The organism is Gordonia sp. IITR100 (assembly GCF_002009645.1).
Classification (GTDB): Bacteria; Actinomycetota; Actinomycetes; order Mycobacteriales; family Mycobacteriaceae; genus Gordonia; species Gordonia hongkongensis.
On sequence record NZ_MVKV01000012.1, the window covers coordinates 44174 to 58888 of the forward strand.

The window sequence follows — 14715 nt, forward strand, 5'->3', positions numbered from 1 at the left end:
AATGAGGGTGTACCTGCCGGCGACGTTGGCGATGCTGTTGCGGCTCGATACCGACGGCGAGTTCCGTCCGCTGGGCGGCACGGGTTTCGCCCTGACGCCCGCGCTGCGTGAGGCCTTCGTCTCCGGGGATGACGAGGAGCTGTCCGAGGTCGCGCTGCGCGAGGCCGCGCGTGCGTCGTTGCGCCTGCTCGCCGGGGAGGCCCCGGAGGCCGGCGACCGCGAGTCCGAGTCCGAACTGGTCGCCGACGAGGCGGTCACCGACCCCGCGGACACCCCGCGTCTGCCGCCCCGGCGCGTGGTCGTCGCGGCCGACGTGGAGGACGTGACACTGCGTCCCGACCTGGACGACGCGGTGGTCAAGATCTCCGGGCCCGTCCCGGTGTCGGCGATCGCGTCGGTGCATGTCGACGTCGCCGAGGCGGAGCCGAAGGTCCGTGCGGCCGTGGTGGTCATCGACGCCGCCGACATGGGTGATCTCGACGCCGAACTCGCGGTCGGCGACGTCGAGGACTTCGATCTCGCGTGGTACGCGACTCAGGAACTGCCATTCCTCCTCGAGCTGCTCTGAACCGAACCACTAACCTACGGTTGCGTAGGTTATGGTGGCTCCGACACGTTCCCCGACGTCGAAGGCGGTAAGTGAGATGGGTTTGCTCGAGAGGTTCGAGGAACCGGTTTCCGGCGTCGCGGCCCGCAGCCGCGGCTCGCAGTGGGCCCGCGCCGCGCTCACCCGGATCACGACGCCACTCCTGCCCGACGACTATCTCCACCTGGCGAATCCGTTGTGGTCGGCCCGCGAGCTGCGGGGCAAGGTCGTCTCGGTGACCAAGGAGACCGAGGACACCGCGACGATCCGCATCCGGCCCGGTTGGGGCTTCTCGTTCGACTACGCCCCGGGTCAGTACATCGGCATCGGCGTCCTGATGGAGGGCCGCTGGGCGTGGCGTTCCTATTCGCTGACCTCGACCCCCGACTCGTCGGCGAACGACAAGACGATCTCGATCACGGTCAAGGCGATGCCCGAGGGCTTCCTGTCCAGTCACCTGGTCAACGGTCTCCGGCCCGGCACGGTCGTCCGGCTCGCCGCACCGCGCGGGGAGTTCGTGCTGCCGGACCCGTTGCCGGCGAAGATTCTCTTCGTGACCGCCGGAAGCGGACTCACGCCCATCATCTCGATGCTGCGCACCGCACGACACCGCGACCAGCGCACCGACATCGCACTCGTGCACTCGACGCCCACGCCGGCCAATCTGCTCTTCGCCGACGAACTCCGGGACCTGGCGGACAGCGGCGTCGTCGACCTGCATGTGCAGTACACGCGAACCGACGGGCAGATCACTCCCGACGTGCTGCCGTCCCTCTGCGCCGACTGGCGCGAACGTCAGACCTGGGCGTGCGGACCCGCCGGGTTCCTCGACGGCCTGCAGCGCCTCTATGCGGAGGCGCACCTGACCGAGCAGTTGCACATCGAGCGGTTCGCCCTCGAACGCGGCGTCGTCGGGGCACAGGGCGGTACGGTCACGTTCTCCCGGTCCGGGAAATCGGCGGTCGTCGACGGCGCGACCACGCTGCTCGAGGCGGGGGAGGCCGCGGGCGCGATGATGCCGTTCGGATGCCGGATGGGGATCTGCCAGAGCTGCGTGGTCATGCTCGACAAGGGATGCGTGCGCGACCTGCGCTCGGGCGTCGAACACGTCGAGGGCGAACGTATCCAGACCTGTGTTTCCGCTGCGGCGGGAGACTGCACCCTCGCCGTCTGAGCAGCGTCTTCGTCTCGTGTGGCTCGCGCCCATCGGTGAGCCGGTAGGGTGAACGACGTGCGTGGCGAGAGGAATCTGTTCTGTGGAAACGCCGGCGAAGGCACCAGTGACCGCTGAGGCCCCGGCCCCCAGCGATATCCCCGTCCTGAGTGACGGAGGCGTCACCCTGCGGCCGCATGAGCCCCACGACCTCGACCGGATGGTCGAACTCGCGGCGGATCCGGCCATGATGCGATGGACCCCGATCCCGGCACCGTACAGTCGTGCGGCAGCCGAGCGCTTCGCCCTCGACTACGCGCCGCGCAGCTGGGCGAAGGGCACCCGGATGTTGTGGGCCGTCGAATTCGACGGCCGGTTCGTCGGCACCGTCGACATCGAGGGCGAGGGCCCGCTCACCCGACTCAGCTACGACCTGCACCCCGACGCCCGCGGGTGGGGCGTGATGAAGCGCGCCGTCCTGCTGGCCGTCAACTACGCATTCTCCGAAGCGGACAAAGAGGTCGTCCGATGGACGACCGTCGCCGGCAACATCGACGCGCTGCGGGTGGCCCACTCCTGCGGATTCCGTCTTGACGCCGCGGTTCCCAACGGCATCGAGGTCCGCGGTCACATCCGCGACGCCTGGGTCGGATCGCTGCACGCAGGCGATCCTCAGCATCCCAAGACCGATTGGCGGACAGACGTTTTCGAGACCGAGCGGTTCCGCCTGCGGCCGCTCGCGGAGACCGACGACCCGCGCATCCGGGAGACGCTCGACGACCCGGTGTCGCGCAAGTACCTGTTCGCGCGCCCCGATCCGCTGGAACTCGAACACGCCGCGGCCGAACGCCTCCGCAAGTGGTGGACGGCCGCGCAGGGCACGACATGCACCTGGGCGGTGGCGGATCGCGAGACCGACGACTACCTGGGCGACATCACCCTGCTGCACATCGACGAGGTCACCGGCGCCGAGGCGGGTTTCTACACGCACCCCGAGGCCCGCGGCAAAGGCGTTCTGGGCGAGGCATTTCCGGCTGCGGTCCGGTACGCCTTCGACAAGCTGGGGTTCCGCCGCCTCACCCTCTTCGCCGCCGACAGCAACGAGGGCAGCAAGAAGCTCGCCCGCATCGCCGGCTTCCGCGAGTTCGGCACACAGAAACTCGCCGCCCGGTCCGACGGCGTCTTCGAGGACCTCGTGGGATTCGAGCTGTTCCGCGACGACTACGAGGCCGACCGCAAGGACTGACTAGTTTCGCCCCGTCGACCATTCACTGTCTCGCGTCGACTGTGCAGCTTCCTCGCCGGCACGGAACCCGTTCCGTTGATCGGTTGAGTCCCGGTTCGTCACACTCACTGGACACGACGCCGTCGCCAACCTACGCTTGCGTAAGTTACGGAAACGTAGGCGTAGGCAGCGGTTGACACGCGCACCTCGAAGTCGCGCCATCGACCGACCACCGGCGAAGGGAACCACACGTATGGCGATCTCCGACATCCCCGAATACGCGCACCTGACCGAGTCCGACGTGGCCGCATTGGGAGCCGAACTCGACGCGATCCGCGCCGACATCGAAGCCGACCGTGGTGAGCGGGATGCGCGGTACCTGCGCAACACGATCCGATTCCAGCGCGGGCTGGAGGTCACCGGCCGCGCCCTGCTGTTCGGTTCGACTCGGAAGTCGGCCTGGTGGGCGGGTGCGTGCGCCCTCGGCGTCGCGAAGATCGTCGAGAACATGGAGCTCGGGCACAACGTGATGCACGGGCAGTGGGACTGGATGAACGACCCGGAGGTGCACAGCACCACCTGGGAGTGGGACAACACCGACCCGTCGGCGCACTGGAAGCACACCCACAACTACATCCATCACAAGTACACGAACGTGCTGGGCATGGACGACGATGTGGGCTACGGACTGCTGCGCGTCACGCGCGATCAGCGGTGGCGTCCGTTCAACTACGGAAATCTCGTGTACAACACGATTCTCGCGCTCGCCTTCCAGTACGGGGTCGCCGTGCAGCACCTCGAGCTGGGCAAGAAGCGCAAGACCCCGGAGGCCCAGGAAGAGTTCCGGCGCAATCGCAACGAGGTCCTGTCGAAGATCGGCAAGCAGGTCGCCAAGGACTACCTCGCCTATCCCGCGCTGGTCAGTGCCGCGACGGGGCACAAGGTCGGCTACGGCCGCGCGTATGCCAAGGCTGCGACCGCGACCGCGCTCGGCAACGTCATCCGCAACGTGTGGAGCAACGCAGTCATCTTCTGCGGGCACTTCCCGGACGGCGCGGAGAAGTTCACCAAGCAGGACATCGACAACGAGACGCAGGCGGAGTGGTACCTGCGCCAGATGCTCGGCAGCGCCAACTTCGACGCCGGATTCCCCCTGGCCTTCATGAGCGGGAACCTGTCGTACCAGATCGAGCACCACATCTTCCCCGATCTCCCCAGCAACCGGTACGCCGAGATCGCGGTACGTGTGCGCGCGCTGTGCGACAAGTACGACCTCCCGTACACCTCGGGTCCGTTCCCGGTGCAGTACGCGAAGGCGTGGCGGACCATCGCCAAGCTCTCGCTGCCGGACAAGTACCTGTCGGCGACCGCGGACGACGCACCCGAGACCGCTTCCGAACGCCGCTTCAAGCAGGGCCTGCCCGAAGGCGCGCGTCTGCAGGCGACGATTGACGAGACCACCGGCGCGCGCCGGGGACTCCGCTCGGCCATCGCGTCGCTCCGCTCCCGGCGGCGCGACCGGACTGCGCCTCGCTCGCTCCGCTCCCGGATCGGCGCCGATTCGTCGGCCACCCGCTCCGACGAGCAGGCCGCCTGATCGGCGCAGGTCAGACGGCCGGCACACATCGAGACCAAGGCAGTGGCCTCGACAGGGGCATAATGAGGCGCAATGGCAATCACTGATATCAACGAGTACGCGCACCTGACCGACGCCGACGTGGAAGCACTCGGTGCCGAGCTCGACGCGCTCCGCCGCGAGATCGAGGCGGACCGCGGCATGCGCGACGTCCGGTATCTCCGGCGCACCATCTTGGCGCACCGTGCTCTCGAGGTCGCAGGCCGCGCGGCTCTCATGGGCAGCCGTTCCCGGCCGCTCTGGCTGCTGGGCACCGGAGCGCTCGCGCTGTCGAAGATCATCGAGAACATGGAGCTCGGGCACAATGTGATGCACGGGCAGTGGGACTGGATGAACGACCCGGAGGTCCACTCGACCACCTGGGAATGGGACATGGTGTGCGCCTCGCCGCACTGGAAGCACTCCCACAACTACATCCATCACAAGTACACCAACGTCCTCGACATGGACCACGACGTCGGTTACAAGACCCTCCGGGTCACACGGGACGAACCGTGGAAGCCCAAGCAGCTCCTCCAGCCGGTCACCAACATCCTGCTCGCCGCGCTGTTCGAGTGGGGGATCGGTCTGCACGACCTCTCCATCAAGGACGTCATCTCGGGGAAGAAACCCAAAGAGGTCGCGATCCCGCAGCTGAAGGTGTTCGCGCGCAAGGTCGGCAAGCAGTTGGCCAAGGACTATGTCCTGTTCCCCGCGCTGTCGGGACCGAACTTCAAGCACACGCTGACCGCGAACCTCAGTGCCAATCTGATCCGCAACGTATGGGCCTACGTCGTCATCTTCTGTGGGCACTTCCCGGACGGCGCGGAGAAGTTCACCGCGGAGTCGCTCGAGAACGAGACCCAAGGCCAGTGGTACCTGCGCCAGATGCTCGGCACGGCCAACTTCGACGCCGGGCCCGCGATGGCCTTCTTCAGCGGAAATCTCTGCTACCAGATCGAACACCATCTCTACCCGGACCTGCCGAGCAACCGGTACGCCGAGATCGCGGTGCGGGTACGCGCGCTCTGCGACAAGTACGATCTGCCCTACACCACGGGATCGATTGTGGTGCAGTATCTTCAGACGCTGCGCACGATCAACAAGCTGGCCCTGCCCGACTCGTTTCTGCGCGACACCGCCGATGATGCCCCGGAAACCGCGTCGGAGAAGCGTTTCGCCGGGATGACCCCCCGCGCCGCCGGCCTCAAGAGCGCGATCCGCGAGCTGCGCGCCCGGCGTCGCCGGCGGGGTAGCACGCACGCGGTCACTCCGCCGTCCGTGGCTCCTCGGCCGCGTCACCCTCACCGCCGCTGACCGCCACCAAGAGGTGGCGCACGGCCATCGCGCGACGATACGAGTGACCGGTCAGCTCGTCGAGCTTGCACTCGGGATCGGCCGGTGGGCCCAGATGTGTACAGCCGCGGGAACATTCCTCGATGGCGGCGTGGAGATCGTCGAAGGCGGCGACGATGTCGTCGGGTCCGACGTGCGCGAGTCCGAACGACCGGATGCCGGGGGTGTCGATGACCCAGCCACGCGGGCCACCGTCATCGGGCAGGGCCAACGCCACCGACTGGGTGGACGTGTGCCGGCCCTTGCCCACTCCCGACACCACGCCGGTCGCCCGATATGCGTCCGGCACGAGACGATTGACCAGAGTGGACTTGCCGACCCCGGAGTGGCCGATGAATGCGGTGATCCGACCGCGCAACGTCGACAGGATCTCGTCGAGCGGGTCGTCGCGGCCCGCGCACACCACCGGCAAGTCGAGATCGGCGAAGGCCGCGGTGAATTCGGCGGGATCGGCGAGATCCGATTTCGTCAGGCACAGGATGGGGGACAGGCCGCCCACGTAGGCCGCGGCCAGTGCGCGTTCGACGAATCCGGTGCGCGGCGGCGGATCCGCCATGGCGGTCACGATGAGGAGCGCATCGGCGTTCGCCACGACGATCCGCTCGTAGGGGTCGGAGTCATCGGCGGTGCGGCGCAACACCGTTCGACGATCGGCCACCCGGACGATGCGCGCCAGCGTGTCGGGCCGGCCGGACAGGTCGCCCACCACCGACACGTCGTCGCCGACGACGATCGGGGTGCGACCCAGCTCTCGGGCGCGCATCGCGACGACGCGCCGATCCGGGTCGCCGTCGAGCACCACGCCCCAGCGACCGCGATCGACCGAGACCACCATGCCCTGCTCGGCGTCGTCGTGCGACGGTCGCGTCTTGGTGCGCGGTCGGGTGCCCTTCCCGGGACGGACCCGGACGTCGGATTCGTCGTAGCTCGCCGCGCGGCGACTCAACGGCGCGCCCGTCCTCGAGCGCTCATGCGCGCCCCAACATCTGCTGCCACATCCCCGGGAAGTCGGGCAGCGTCTTGCTCGTCGTCTCGATGTCGGCGACCACCACACCGGGTGTCACCAGGCCGACGATGGCTCCGGCGGTGGCCATCCGGTGGTCGGCGTAGGACTCCCAGGTTCCCCCGCGTAACGGGGAGCCGGCGGTGCCGGTGATGCGCAGCCCGTCGCCGGTTTCGGCGCATGTCCCACCCAGGCGGGTGATCTCGGTGGTGAGCGCGGCGAGCCGGTCGGTCTCGTGGCCGCGGAGATGGGCGATCCCGGACAGTACCGACTCCCCGTCGGCGAGCGCGCACAGCGCGGCGATGGTGGGGGTGAGCTCGCCGATGTCCCGGAGGTCGAGGTCGACGGCCTTGAGTACCGCGGGTCCGCGAACCGACAGCGTGCCGTCGAGATGCTCGACGGCGCACCCCATCGCGGCGAGGACGTCCGCGATCCGTGCACCGGGCTGGGTGGTCACGGCGGGCCAGTACGGCACCCGCACGGTACCGCCGGTGACGGCTGCCGCGGCGAGGAACGCGGCCGCGTTCGACAGGTCGGGCTCGACCGTCCAGTCGACGGCCGCGATCGGCCCGGGAGCAACGCGCCAGACATTCGGTTCGGAGGTGTCGACGACGACGCCGGCCGTCGCCAGCATCTCCACGGTCATGTCGATGTGCGGGGTCGACGGGACGGCCGCGCCGACGTGCCGGACGACGACGCCGGCCTCGAACCGGGCCGCCGACAACAGGAGCCCCGACACGAATTGCGATGACCCGGATGCGTCGATGGTGACCTCGCCGCCGGGCACGGTGCCGGTGGCGTCGATGGTGAACGGCAATCGATCGCCGTCGACGGCGACACCCAGCCCGCGCAACGCGTCGAGGATGGTGGTCTGCGGCCGTTCGCGCGCGTGGGGATCGCCGTCGAAGACCACGCGCCCGGTGGCCAGGGCCGCGGCCGGCGGCAGGAACCGCATCACGGTCCCGGCGAGGCCGCAGTCGATCGCGGCACCCCGCAGGGGTCCGGGCACGATCGAGACCGTGGTCTCGCTCGCGGGGTCGATGCGGATCTCGGCGCCCAGGGCCTCGAGCGCGGCGAGCATCAGGTTCGTGTCGCGGCTCCGGAGGGTTCCACGGACGGTCGACGGCCCCTCGGCGAGGGCGGCGAGGACGAGAGCGCGGTTGGTGATCGACTTGGAACCCGGCAACTCCACGGTTGCATCCAGGCCGCCTCCGGCGGTTGCATCCAAGCCACCCTCGGTGATCGTCGGCGCGTTCCAGGAACTCATGGCGTCCAGTCTGTCATGGGGTGCTCACGTTCCCCGCCGCCGATGGGCCGTCCACGGCGGTGGGTTCCCGATCTATCGCGTGTCTTTGCGCAGCGGGTGATCGGCGGGGATCTGGACGACGATCAGGGTCCGGCCGTCGGGATCGGTCGCGTGCATCTCGATGAGACCCCACGGCTCGGTGCGCGGCTCGCGGGTCACGGGAACGCCGCGGTCGCGGAACTCGTCGGCGACGGCCTCGGCGTCCCGGACCTGAAGCCAGAGAACCGAATCGCTGGACGGGGCCGGCTCGTCGGTCTTCATGTGCGACGAGATCTCGATGAGCCCGTTGCCGGCGAAGAACACGACACCACCCGGATACTCGCGGTGGACCGGCAGACCGAGCCGCTCGCGGTAGAACGACTGCAGGCGTTCGGGATCGGCCGAGAGCAGGAGCACCCGGCTGGCCAGGACCTCCATCTACTGCCCCTCGGTGGTGCCGGCGGAGCCGCCCAGGGCGTGTCCGCGGTTGAGGTCGCTCCCGTGGCTCGCGGCCTCGTACGCGGCCCGTTCGCGGGCCAGCCGTTCCGTCTCGCCGATGGGCGTCGAATCGCCGAACGCGAACGCGGAATCGTGCGGCCACTCGTGCGGGAGGTCGGGGTCGACGATGCGCCCGTCGTCGTCGATCGGCTCGGGATAAGAACTGGGGGACATGGGTTCCACGATAGGCCGAACCGGGCGCGGTGCGCGGGATTCGGGAGCGGCCCGACCGTTGCGCGATCGTGCGGTCGTCGCAGTACAACCGCAAGATCAGCGGCCTAGCGTTGTCGTGGTCGGGCTACCGCACGATCACCGGGAGGGAATCATGACCAGCATCGAGCACCGGACCGAGCACCGAGACTTCGCCGAACCCGACGAGGTACGCACCTTCGGGCACGGGCAGGTGGAGCTACTCACCGTTGGGACGTCGGACATCGGCCGGCTGACCCTGGAGCCCGGCTGGCGATGGTCGGTCGACGTCAAACCGATCGCCGGTACCGAACTGTGTGAGGCACCGCATTTCCAGTATCACGTCTCCGGGGTCCTGCACATCGTGATGGCCGACGGCACCGAGTTCGACGCCGGGCCGGGATCGATCACGTCCCTGCCGTCCGGCCACGACGCCTGGGTGGTCGGCGACGAACCCGTGGTGCTCGTGGACTTCTACGGCGCCAGCAACTACGCCAAACAGCAGACCGGGTGACGCCGACCACGGTCCGAGCCGAGCCCGTCACGAACCGCGCCGCGAGAACCCGCCCGAGGTGTAGCCGTCCCAGGTGTCGAAGAGCCGCAACACCTTCGGGTCGCCGAGGCTCTTGATGTGATCGGCCAGGTCCTTGGGCGTGGCCGGATTGGTGACGATGAACGGGTGCAGCGACGCGTCGTGGTCGGCCAGATAGCGGAGCGTGTCCGGCGGGGTGTCGGGGTCGGCGGCCGCCAACGCGTCGCGCGGGTCGAAGGCGGCGGCGCGGACGCCGTCGGCGCCGGAGAGGTCGGTTGAACCGTCGGGTGCACCGACCACCGCGATGTCGCCGGTGTTGTGGTAGTCGACCGGATCGGCGGAGACGCTGCGCGTGTTCAGCAGGAGGTTCAACACGATCGCGGTGAGCGCACCCGCGGAGATCCCCGAATGGAAGATGGTCTGGAACCAGTCGGGGAACTGGGCGTAGAGATCCAGGACCACGTTGACCGGCGCCTCGCCGAGATCGCGGTCGGTGTAGTAGATCTTGGCCTCGGTCAGCATGGCGACACCGACCGAGATCGCGACGACCAGGATGTTCGTGTTGTTCAGCTTCGCCTTCGCGAGCGTCCGGATGCCGCTGGCCGCGACCATGCCGAACAGGGCGACTCCGGCGCCGCCGAGCACCGGCAGCGGTATGCCCTCGACGACGGCGGCCATCTTGGGCAGCAGGCCGAGGATTACCAGGATCACGCCGGCGCAGGTCGCGACGTGGCGGGTCTTGACCCCGGTGATCGCGACGAGGCCGACGTTCTGCGCGAAGGCCGTGTAGGGGAACGTGTTGAACACGCCGCCGAGTGCGGTGCCCAGGCCGTCGGCGCGCATTCCGTCGGCCAGCTTGCGCGGGGTGATCTTCTTGTCGACGATCTCGCCGACGGCGACGATGTCGCCGGTGGTCTCGGTCATGATCACGACGCCGACGATGATCATCGAGATGATGGCGCTGACCTCGAAGGTGGGTGCGCCGAACTGGAACGGCTGCGGGATGCCGATCCACGGGTACTCGCCGACCTGATCCCAGTGCGTCATGCCGAACGGGATCGCGATCAGGGTGCCGACCGCCAGGCCGAGCAGGATCGACACCCGGCGGATCGCCGCGGGGGCGAATCGTTCGATGCCGATGATGACGGCCAGGGTGAGGAATCCGAAGGCGATGTTCTTCGGGTCGCCGAAGTCGGGACCCGCGGCGGTGCCGCCGCCGAACCAGCCGGCCGCCACCCGCATCAGGGACACCCCGATGATGAGGATGATCGTCCCGGTGACCAGCGGCGGGAAGAAGCGGATCAGTCTCCCGACGATCGGTGCGACGGCGATCATGAACAACCCGCACGCGATGACCGACCCGTAGATGGCGGTGATGCCGTACGAGGTCCCGATGGTGATCATCGGGCCGACCGCGGCGAAGGTGACGCCCTGCATCAGCGGGAGTCGGACCCCGAACCGCCAGAACCCCACGGCCTGCAAGATCGTCGCGATGCCCGCCACGAACAGGTCCGCCATGATCAGGTGGACGATGTCACCCTGCTCGAGTTGGCCGGCGCCGACCATCGCGCCGCCGACGATGAGGGGTACCGCGACGGCCCCGGCGTACATGGCCAGGACGTGCTGGAGGCCGAGCGGGAACAGCTTGATGAACGGCGGGATCTCGTCCACCGGATGTGCGGCGGACGTTCCGTTCTTGACGACATCGAGAACCGACATGGTCGTCAGTTCTACGGTTCGCACGTTTCCGCGAAGGCGCGAGCGTGTATCCGCGACGTTTCCGCCAAGATATATCCGTGATGGCCACCGCCTCCCGCCGTAGCGCGGGAATCCTGCTCTATCGCCGGACGACGTCGGCCGACGGTGCCGCTGCCGTCGAAGTTCTCCTCGTGTTCCCCGGGGGTCCGATCTGGGCGCGTAAACCGGACGCGGGGTCGTGGTCGGTGCCCAAGGGGCTCGTCGAACCGGGCGAGGACGAGTGGGCCGCCGCGCGACGTGAGTACGCCGAGGAGATCGGGAGCCCGGTGCCCGACGCCCCGCCGATCGAACTCGGCGAGGTCAGATTGAAGAGCGGTAAGCGGGTCATCGGGTTCGCCGTGGAAGGCGACCTCGACGTCGTGTCGGTCGTCAGCAACACGTTCGAGCTGATGTGGCCGCCGCGGTCGGGACGGATGCAGGCGTTCCCCGAGATCGACCGCGCCGAATGGTGTTCCGTCGATCTCGCGCGGACCCGGCTCAACCCCGCTCAGGTTCCGTTCGTCGACCGTCTGCTCGAGGCGCTGGGGTCCGCGGACCCGGCGTCACCGAGGAGGTAGGTGCGCGTCAGGTCTCGCCACAGCGGGAGATGCGGGTCGGTCAGCGGGTCGCGCCGGTCGATGAGGTAGGTGGTCGCCGCGCCGCGCATGCTCGTCAGGAGCAGCGGGTAGAGGGCGGCGTATCGCGGTGACGCGGTCAGCTCGGGGCCGAGGAACCCGGCGACCGCGCGTCGGACGGTCTGGCCGATCTCGCGTTCGGTGGGGAGCAATGCCGTCCGCAGATTGGCATTCGTCCGCGCCGCGACCCACAACTCCATCGACGCGACGAAGTACGGCTGGTGGAACGTCGACCAGCCGACATCGGTGGCCAGCGCGATGCGCTCGACCGGATCGCCCGGCCACTCGACGTGGCTGGGCAGTTCGGCGATGCGGGTGCGGGCGAGGTGTCCGACGGCCGCCATCAGCAGGACGTCCCGCGACGGGTAGTGGTGCAACAACCGGCCCCGGCTCACGCCCGCCTCGTTCTGGATGGCGACCGTGCTCGCGGCGGCGTATCCGCGATCGACGAGGACTCGGATCGCGGCATCGAGGATGCGGGTCTGCGTGACCCCGCTGCGTTGCTGCCGCGCGCGCGGGGCGCCGGGAGAGGTGGTCACACGAGGATCGTAGTTCGGCGCGGCGCGGGTGACCCGCGGCCTCACACGTCGAGGATGTGCGGGAGGCCCGCGCGGTAGCGATCGCGGTCGATCTGCTTGAGCGGCTCGAGCATCGGCAGTTCCCAGAGCGGGAAGACGGTCGCCGCGCGGGCGGGGCTGTCGGCCGCGGCGATGATCGCGTTGGTCACCCGGCGGCCGGATTCGTTGGCGCCCTCCATCGTCGCGAGATCGATGTTGCTCCGGACATGGTCGCCGCCGATGAACAGATTCGGAATCGACGTGTAGGCGTTCGGCCGGTTCTTGTACGAGCCGGCGGTGTTGACCATGAGCGGTGTGGCGTTGGCGATGGACGGCGACCAGGTGATCCCGGGGTCGAGGGACCAGGTGACGATCTCCTCCGAACGCAGGAGCTTCCGGGCCCCCGAGTTCATCGCTCGGCTCATCTGGGCCCACACTTCCCGCGCGATCTCTTGCCGGGTGCACTGTTTGGCGGGTTTGCCGTAGAGGATGCCTGGCTTCTCCCACTCCGAGATGTCAATGGACAGACAATCTTTCACCCGCCCGTCGCCGTAGGTGCGCGCGAAGTCGACGTTCCAGGGGCGGGCCTGGAACAGGCCGGTCAGAGCCCAGGGGGTACCCAGCGCGGCGATGTGGCTCGGCGGCATGTCGGCGCGCCGGGACAGGAAGTACTGGATGCCGACCATCCAGTCGTCCTTGAGAGCGTGGATACCGGCCAGCGACGGGTCGGCCGTGACCAACTCGGGCGACAACAACGGACGGAGGCGATCGATGGGCATGGCGGCGACATACCAATCGGCATCGACCGGAGCGCCGGAGGTGAGTTGCGCTCCACTGATCCGGCCGCGCGCCAGATTCAGTCGCGCCAGGCCGGTCCCCATCTCGAAGCGGACGCCGCGACCGCGGAGGTGGGCCACCCACGGGTCGATCCACGCATGATTGGTGGGGCGGTTGAGGATTCGGTCGACGCCGCCGTGCACGAGCCCGGCGTCGTATCCGCTGATCAATCCGGTCGCCGACGTGGCCAGTGCCAGTCCGATCTGGCCGATGGTCCGTGCCGAGGCGGTGTCGGGTTTCGCGGCGACAAGCGCTCGCGTGAGGGCGCCCACGAGATATCGCTGATACGCCCGTGACTTGCCCTTGGACTTCACGAACTGCATCCAGGACTGATTCTCCCACTGGCCGATTCGACGTTCGGTGCAACTGGTCGCGATGATCAGCTCGCGGGTGACGAAGAACGCGAGTTCGGGAGGCGGCACATCGACGACGAACTTGAGTCCGGTCATGAACGCGTTGCGCAGGTTGTCCAGCGTCACGATCTCGTTCGCGTGCTGGACGAAACCCATGATCGATGCCGGAGCGGTGGTCGGGGCATACCCGGCGTCGTCGAAGGCGATGACCGCCGACTCGACGTCGATGAGGTGACGGTCACGAACGTTGCTGTTGCCGACGGGGATTCGCTCCATGGTGTCCGGCACGTGCTGGTAGCAACCCGGGAAGAACCGGAAACCGTGCTCGCCGGGGAGTGCGAGGCGACCACCCCGTGCGGTGCCGGGGACGTCGTGGCTGTAGGCCTTGCCGCCGAGGCGCGACGGCTCGTAGACCGTGACCCCGAAGCCGCGCTCGACGAGTTCGTGCGCGGCGGACAAGCCGGCCATCCCGCCGCCGAAGATCGCGACGTCGCGGCCGCGGCCGGCGCCGGAGCGGGGCACCGCCCGCGCCGAGGGGACCGTGACGCCCGGTAGGGCCACTGCGGTACCGGCCAGGACTGCGGCGGCAGCCGATCCGCGCAGCATGGACCGGCGCGGAAAGCTGTTCGGCGAGTTGCTGTTCGAAGTGGAAGTGGCGTCCGACATCCCCATGACCCCTTTGTCGACGACTGTCCGCGGCGATGGAGAACAGTCAGCGTTGACTAATCTGCTGTGATGTCTACCACAGCGTCAAAGTGGGTCGGACGGTTTTGGCGAATCGTCTCACGGGGTGCTCCGACGCGCCCCGCGGTTGCCTACGACGGTTCGCGGCCGGTGAGGGTGCGTTGGCGAAAGTACTCGTGCAAACCGTCGAAAACGCATCCGAGACCGACAGCGTGTGTTCGTCGTCGCCGATGAGGGAGAGGCCGCGCAACACGACATCGAGGCCCGGCGCTTCCGGAGCGTCGTAGCGGTCGTCTTCGATGTCGGCTTCGTGGATGATCTCTGCGATCGCCCACAAGACCGGGTCGCCCACCTCACGACGGCCTCGCCGGTTCGGTCTCGAGGAGTCGGTCGGCCAGTGTGCGAAGTGCTTGTCGGGCGGTCTCGCGCGACTCTGTCGGAAAGTGGTCCCGTCGGGTGATCTCACGGAA

General features: G+C 68.3%; 15 protein-coding genes. 7 read left to right on the forward strand and 8 right to left on the reverse strand.

Going from position 1 to position 14715, the window contains the following annotated elements:
- Position 1 precedes the first annotated feature (1 nt).
- The 5 genes from B1818_RS16370 to B1818_RS16390 all read left to right on the forward strand — a co-directional run bounded on the left by B1818_RS16370 (position 2) and on the right by B1818_RS16390 (position 5896).
- Positions 2 to 568, forward strand: a complete 567-nt coding sequence (locus B1818_RS16370) for a hypothetical protein (RefSeq protein ID WP_078113329.1) — start codon at positions 2 to 4, stop codon at positions 566 to 568.
- A 76-nt stretch (positions 569 to 644) separates the two neighbouring features.
- On the forward strand, positions 645 to 1760 hold the full coding sequence (locus B1818_RS16375) for a ferredoxin reductase (protein WP_078113330.1): 1116 nt from the start codon (positions 645 to 647) through the stop codon (positions 1758 to 1760).
- A gap of 82 nt (positions 1761 to 1842) precedes the next feature.
- On the forward strand, positions 1843 to 2985 hold the full coding sequence (locus B1818_RS16380; protein ID WP_139363036.1) for a GNAT family N-acetyltransferase: 1143 nt from the start codon (positions 1843 to 1845) through the stop codon (positions 2983 to 2985).
- A 232-nt stretch (positions 2986 to 3217) separates the two neighbouring features.
- Positions 3218 to 4561 (forward strand): fatty acid desaturase, encoded by a 1344-nt coding sequence (locus tag B1818_RS16385; RefSeq protein ID WP_078113331.1) that lies wholly within the window; start codon positions 3218 to 3220, stop codon positions 4559 to 4561.
- Positions 4562 to 4633: 72 nt separating this feature from the next.
- Positions 4634 to 5896: a fatty acid desaturase gene (locus tag B1818_RS16390; protein WP_078113332.1), complete on the forward strand. Its 1263-nt coding sequence runs from the start codon at positions 4634 to 4636 to the stop codon at positions 5894 to 5896.
- Here the strand turns inward: B1818_RS16390 and rsgA are convergent.
- The 4 genes from rsgA to B1818_RS16410 form a co-directional block, all read right to left on the reverse strand.
- Complete coding sequence (gene rsgA, locus B1818_RS16395) at positions 5847 to 6881, reverse strand: ribosome small subunit-dependent GTPase A (RefSeq protein ID WP_078113333.1); 1035 nt, start codon at positions 6879 to 6881, stop codon at positions 5847 to 5849. The two genes, B1818_RS16390 and rsgA, sit on opposite strands and share 50 nt — an antisense overlap.
- Positions 6882 to 6903: 22 nt before the next feature.
- Entirely contained in the window at positions 6904 to 8205 is a 1302-nt protein-coding gene (gene aroA, locus B1818_RS16400; RefSeq protein ID WP_078113334.1) for a 3-phosphoshikimate 1-carboxyvinyltransferase, read from the reverse strand.
- Positions 8206 to 8277: 72 nt separating this feature from the next.
- Complete coding sequence (locus B1818_RS16405) at positions 8278 to 8661, reverse strand: VOC family protein (protein ID WP_058251932.1); 384 nt, start codon at positions 8659 to 8661, stop codon at positions 8278 to 8280.
- Positions 8662 to 8895, reverse strand: a complete 234-nt coding sequence (locus B1818_RS16410; RefSeq protein ID WP_078113382.1) for a hypothetical protein — start codon at positions 8893 to 8895, stop codon at positions 8662 to 8664.
- Between the two features lie 151 nt (positions 8896 to 9046).
- Between B1818_RS16410 and B1818_RS16415 the strand changes: the two genes are divergently transcribed.
- On the forward strand, positions 9047 to 9424 hold the full coding sequence (locus B1818_RS16415; protein WP_078113335.1) for a cupin domain-containing protein: 378 nt from the start codon (positions 9047 to 9049) through the stop codon (positions 9422 to 9424).
- A gap of 27 nt (positions 9425 to 9451) precedes the next feature.
- Here B1818_RS16415 and B1818_RS16420 read toward each other — a convergent pair whose 3' ends face one another.
- Positions 9452 to 11161: a nucleobase:cation symporter-2 family protein gene (locus B1818_RS16420; RefSeq protein ID WP_078113383.1), complete on the reverse strand. Its 1710-nt coding sequence runs from the start codon at positions 11159 to 11161 to the stop codon at positions 9452 to 9454.
- Positions 11162 to 11238: 77 nt separating this feature from the next.
- Between B1818_RS16420 and B1818_RS16425 the strand changes: the two genes are divergently transcribed.
- A complete protein-coding gene (locus B1818_RS16425) occupies positions 11239 to 11757 on the forward strand; it encodes an NUDIX domain-containing protein (RefSeq protein WP_139104680.1) in 519 nt (172 codons plus the stop codon).
- Here the strand turns inward: B1818_RS16425 and B1818_RS16430 are convergent.
- The 3 genes from B1818_RS16430 to B1818_RS23975 form a co-directional block, all read right to left on the reverse strand.
- Positions 11688 to 12353: a TetR/AcrR family transcriptional regulator gene (locus tag B1818_RS16430; RefSeq protein ID WP_078113384.1), complete on the reverse strand. Its 666-nt coding sequence runs from the start codon at positions 12351 to 12353 to the stop codon at positions 11688 to 11690. The two genes, B1818_RS16425 and B1818_RS16430, sit on opposite strands and share 70 nt — an antisense overlap.
- A gap of 41 nt (positions 12354 to 12394) precedes the next feature.
- Positions 12395 to 14227, reverse strand: a complete 1833-nt coding sequence (locus B1818_RS16435; protein WP_139363037.1) for an FAD-dependent oxidoreductase — start codon at positions 14225 to 14227, stop codon at positions 12395 to 12397.
- Between the two features lie 73 nt (positions 14228 to 14300).
- Positions 14301 to 14597, reverse strand: a complete 297-nt coding sequence (locus B1818_RS23975; protein WP_254859726.1) for a chromate resistance protein ChrB domain-containing protein — start codon at positions 14595 to 14597, stop codon at positions 14301 to 14303.
- Positions 14598 to 14715: the final 118 nt, after the last annotated feature.

Bases quoted from the DNA above. Each gene is read 5' to 3' on its own strand.
- aroA (WP_078113334.1), bottom strand. From the start codon at position 8,205: ATGAGTTCCTGGAACGCGCCGACGATCACCGAGGGTGGCTTGGATGCA.
- B1818_RS16385 (WP_078113331.1), top strand. From the start codon at position 3,218: ATGGCGATCTCCGACATCCCCGAATACGCGCACCTGACCGAGTCCGAC.
- B1818_RS16405 (WP_058251932.1), bottom strand. From the start codon at position 8,661: ATGGAGGTCCTGGCCAGCCGGGTGCTCCTGCTCTCGGCCGATCCCGAA.
- B1818_RS16415 (WP_078113335.1), top strand. From the start codon at position 9,047: ATGACCAGCATCGAGCACCGGACCGAGCACCGAGACTTCGCCGAACCC.
- B1818_RS16420 (WP_078113383.1), bottom strand. From the start codon at position 11,161: ATGTCGGTTCTCGATGTCGTCAAGAACGGAACGTCCGCCGCACATCCG.
- B1818_RS16375 (WP_078113330.1), top strand. From the start codon at position 645: ATGGGTTTGCTCGAGAGGTTCGAGGAACCGGTTTCCGGCGTCGCGGCC.
- B1818_RS16435 (WP_139363037.1), bottom strand. From the start codon at position 14,227: ATGTCGGACGCCACTTCCACTTCGAACAGCAACTCGCCGAACAGCTTT.
- B1818_RS16410 (WP_078113382.1), bottom strand. From the start codon at position 8,895: ATGTCCCCCAGTTCTTATCCCGAGCCGATCGACGACGACGGGCGCATC.
- B1818_RS16390 (WP_078113332.1), top strand. From the start codon at position 4,634: ATGGCAATCACTGATATCAACGAGTACGCGCACCTGACCGACGCCGAC.
- B1818_RS16370 (WP_078113329.1), top strand. From the start codon at position 2: ATGAGGGTGTACCTGCCGGCGACGTTGGCGATGCTGTTGCGGCTCGAT.